5 protein-coding genes and 1 pseudogene are annotated in these 3,910 nt (G+C 67.9%); 1 reads left to right on the top strand and 5 read right to left on the bottom strand.

Annotated elements, in window-relative coordinates:
- Positions 1 to 765 (bottom strand): endonuclease/exonuclease/phosphatase family protein (locus WA965_RS06180; protein WP_526447237.1); only part of this gene is annotated, 765 nt, incomplete at its 3' end.
- Positions 766 to 785: 20 nt separating this feature from the next.
- Positions 786 to 1,796 (bottom strand): glucose-6-phosphate dehydrogenase (coenzyme-F420), encoded by a 1,011-nt coding sequence (fgd, locus tag WA965_RS06175; RefSeq protein ID WP_526296179.1) that lies wholly within the window; start codon positions 1,794 to 1,796, stop codon positions 786 to 788.
- Positions 1,797 to 1,845: 49 nt separating this feature from the next.
- Between fgd and WA965_RS06170 the strand changes: the two genes are divergently transcribed.
- On the top strand, positions 1,846 to 2,589 hold the full coding sequence (locus WA965_RS06170) for an MBL fold metallo-hydrolase (RefSeq protein ID WP_526296181.1): 744 nt from the start codon (positions 1,846 to 1,848) through the stop codon (positions 2,587 to 2,589).
- On the opposite strand, the gene WA965_RS06165 is transcribed toward WA965_RS06170, so the two are convergent.
- The 3 genes and pseudogenes from WA965_RS06165 to WA965_RS06155 all read right to left on the bottom strand — a co-directional run.
- Positions 2,571 to 2,834, bottom strand: coding sequence for a hypothetical protein (locus tag WA965_RS06165; protein WP_526296189.1), 264 nt, complete (start codon positions 2,832 to 2,834; stop codon positions 2,571 to 2,573). The genes WA965_RS06170 and WA965_RS06165 overlap by 19 nt on opposite strands.
- Positions 2,834 to 3,382 (bottom strand): GNAT family N-acetyltransferase, encoded by a 549-nt coding sequence (locus WA965_RS06160; protein ID WP_526296183.1) that lies wholly within the window; start codon positions 3,380 to 3,382, stop codon positions 2,834 to 2,836. The genes WA965_RS06165 and WA965_RS06160 overlap by 1 nt, the downstream gene beginning before the upstream one ends.
- A gap of 46 nt (positions 3,383 to 3,428) precedes the next feature.
- Positions 3,429 to 3,910: pseudogene (locus WA965_RS06155) on the bottom strand (HNH endonuclease signature motif containing protein); the annotation flags it as partial.

Here is a 3,910-nt window from a genome sequence, read left to right as displayed (position 1 = left end):
GAACGGTGCCATGTCCGCGGTGGCGTTGAAGTCACCGGCGACGATCACCGCGCCCGCTCCGGCGTCGCGGCCGACCTCGGTCAGTGTGTCGGGCATCTGGGCGATGTCGTACAGCCAGGTGTCGATCGGCTGCGGCCACGGCGCGGCCAGATGTATCGACAGCACCGTGGTGTCCACGACCACCCCGGGGATGCGGACCCGGGTGCCCAGCATCGGCAGCGCGTACCCGTCGATGCGGCCGGAGTTCACGATGGGGTGCCGGCTCCAGATCCCGATCCCGGACGCCAGCGGCGCCGGGAGCACAACGCGGTACGGGAACACCGCGTCCATCCCGGCCTCCGACAGCCCGTCGGCCGCCTCCTGCGTCATCTCCTGCACTGCCACGATGTCGGCCGTGTCGCTGGCCAGGGCCACCAGCGCGGGCGGATCAGCTTGTCCCATACCGAGGTTGGTGGTGAGCACCCGGACGTCGACGGCGGCGACATCGGCGTCCGACGGAGCGAGATCGGCGTCCGACGGAGCGAGATAGCGGGGCACGTACACCAAGAGCAGCGCGACCGTGGTGGCCAGCGCCACCACTGTCAGCAGCCAACGTCTGCCAAGCACCAGCAGCAACACCGCTACCGGCGCCGCCACCGCCAGATAGGGCGACGCTGCCGCGACGATCAGGCTGGGGTGCCCGGTGATCGGCAGGTACCGCGCAGCGAAGGCCACCAGCGCGACGGCCAGGCCGAGCAGACCCAGCAGCGTCGCGAGAATCCGCATCGTCTCGCGAGTTCGTCGGGTCAGCCGAGCTTGCGCAGCCTCGGCTCCAGGTCACGCTGGAACAGCTCCAGGAAACGCCTCTGGTCGTGACCCGGGGCATGGAAGATCAGGTGGTTCAGGCCGTAGCCCACGTACTCAGCGACCTTGGCGACGGCTTCGTCGGGGTCCGACGCGACGATCCAGCGCTTGGCGACCTGCTCGATGGGCAGCTCGTCGGCGGCCTTCTCCATCTCCATCGGGTCGTCGATGGAGTGCTTCTGCTCGGCGGTCAGCGACAGCGGCGCCCAGAACCGGGTGTTCTCCAGTGCCAGCTCGGGATCGGTGTCGTACGAGATCTTGATCTCGATCATCCGGTCGACGTCGTCGGGGTTCTTGCCGGCCGCCTCGGCGCCTTCCCGCATCGCCGGGATCAGCTTGTCCTTGTAGAGCTCCTCGCCCTTGCCGGAGGTGCAGATGAACCCGTCGCCGGCCCGCCCCGCGTACTTGGCCACCTGGGGTCCGCCCGCCGCAATGTAGATCGGGATGCCGCCTTCGGGCACGTCGTAGATCGAGGCGCCCTTGGTCTTGTAGTAGTCGCCTTCGAAGTCGACACGGTCACCCAGCCACAGCTCGCGCATCAGCCGCACCGACTCGCGCAGTCGTGCGTAGCGCTCCTTGAACTCGGGCCACTCGCCCTCGTATCCGGTGGCAATCTCGTTGAGCGCCTCGCCGGTGCCGACACCCAGGAAGATCCTGTTGGGGTACAGGCAGCCCATCGTCGCGAACGCCTGCGCGATGACGGCCGGGTTGTAGCGGAACGTCGGAGTCAGCACCGAGGTGCCCAGGAACAGGCGTTCGGTGCGCTCACCCACGGCGGTCATCCAGGCCAGCGAGAAGGGTGCGTGGCCACCCTCGTGGCGCCAGGGCTGGAAATGGTCGCTGACCGTGGCGCTGTCCATGCCGTGTGCTTCGGCCGCGACGGCCAGTTCGACGAGTTCACGTGGGGCGAACTGCTCCGCCGACGCCTTGTAGCCCAGTTTCAGTTCAGCCATTGTCCCTCTTGCTCCTCACGTCCGCGTGTCCTCTTTCTACACTCGCGGCATGACACCCGTGCTCACGGCCATCACCGACCGCGTCCACTTCGCACAGACGGACCTGGTCAACTGGACTCTGGTCGCCGGTGACGACGGTGTGATGATGATCGACGCCGGCTTCCCGGGCAGCCGCGCCGACGTGCTCGGATCGCTGGGCCGACTGGGCTTCGGTGTCGACGACGTCCGCGCGATCCTGTTGACCCACGCCCACATCGACCATTTCGGCACGGCCATCTGGTTCGCCGCCGAGCACGGTACGCCCGTCTACTGCCACGCCGACGAGGTCGGACACTCCAAGCGCGAATACCTCGAACAGGCCTCGCCGGTGGACGTCGCGGCCCACGTCTGGCAGCCGAAATGGCTCAAGTGGTCGGTGTCGATCATCCGCAAGGGCGGGCTCAACCACGCCGGCATCCCGACGACCGCCCCGCTCACCGACGAGATCGCGGCGGGACTGCCGGGTGCGCCGCGGATGATCCCGACGCCCGGGCACACCGGCGGGCACTGTTCCTATGTCGTGGACGGTGTGGTGGTCAGCGGGGATGCGCTGGTGACCGATCACCCGGTGGCGCCCCGCAGGGGTCCGCAACTGCTGCCGTCGTTGTTCAACCATGACGAGGACGGGTGCCGCCGCAGCCTTGGTGTGCTGGCCGAACTCGACGGCGAGGTGCTGCTGCCCGGACACGGGCCGGTGTGGCGGGGCCCGATCCGGCAGGCGGTGCAGGCCGCGGGTCACACGAGCGTGTCGTAGCCGAGCAGGAACAGCGCAGTCAGGCACAGACCGCACGCGATGACGATCGTGGGCATCAGGATCATCGTGTCGAGTTCTTCGTCGTCGAGCACGTCGGCCTCGAAGCGCCCGAACAGCGCCCGCGCGATTCCGGTGCGCCGAAAGGTGTGGACGAGGCGGCGCACCGCCGCGGAGTCGCGGCGGCGCCCGATGACCACCCGCGACGCTCCACCGAGCACGAATGTCAGTGCGGCAGCAGCCAGCATCAACCAGCCGACGGTCGCCTCTGACACGTCGGCAAGCCTATAGGCCGGGTGGGGTCCTGCAGCGCCTTGACGAAGGCGATCGGATAGACCTCCCCTTCGGCGGGGAGCGGCTCGGGCAACCGGGTGTAGCCCATCGACTCGTACAGCGCCTCCGCTTCGGGCTGGCGGTCGCCGGTGGTCAGATAGATCCGCGAATAGCCACGCGCGGCGATGTCGGTTTCCAGCCGCGCCACCAGCGCTCGTGCGTGGCCCCGGCGACGGTGCCGGCTGTCGGTCCAGATGCGTTTCAGTTCGGCGGTCGTGTCGTCGAATCGACGGTAGGCGCCGCCGGTCACGGGTCGGCCGTCGAGCAGTCCGATCAGCAGGCCACCGCCCGGCGCCTCGAATTCCTCAGCGGGGTAACCGCGCAACCAGGCGTGGACCCGGTCTCTGCTTCCGCCGTAACGGTCGGCGTACTCGACCGCGAGTTCGTCGATCAGCGGCGCGGCCAGTGGGTCATCTTGGCCGACCGCCACGAAGCGCAGGTCACCAACGGCATGCGTGGACATCACGTCAATGTCTAACGCATGCCCCTCAGTGGCATTCCAGAGCACGCTAGAACGGTGGTGGGTCGTCGCCGTAATCGGGTTCGTAACCGGCTGGCGGAAACTCGTAGCTGGGGATCGGCGTCGGCGGTGTCTGTGTCTGCTTCTGCGCGCGTCTGGCGGCGCGCTGGGCTTGTTGAGCGGCGGCTGCCGCGATGTCGAGGTCACGTTGGATCGCGTTGAGGCGTCGTTCGGTGGCGATGCGGGCGGCGCGGCTTTGTTCGCGGGTGCGTCGGCGGGTGGGCATCATCAGCCCTCGGCCGGGCTTGGGCTCTGACGGGCGCTCTGATGTATCCGGCGCTGGCGGGGTGGTGATGTTCCAGGCGGGGAACAACAGCGTCGAGTACGGTTTCGTGGTGTAGGTGTGCCCAGTCGGTGTCGTGACTTGCACTGTGCCGTCGGGGAATTGGGCATCGGTGAAGCCGTCCCAGAACGTTTTCACCAAATGATGCAGACGGCAATAACATTTGATGTTGCCGGGGTGGGTGGGGC

The sequence above is a fragment of the Mycobacterium sp. genome (genome assembly GCF_049683935.1).
Taxonomy (GTDB): domain Bacteria; phylum Actinomycetota; class Actinomycetes; order Mycobacteriales; family Mycobacteriaceae; genus Mycobacterium.
Note: the sequence above shows the minus strand (reverse complement) of the source record. Positions and strands in the feature narration are given on the sequence as shown.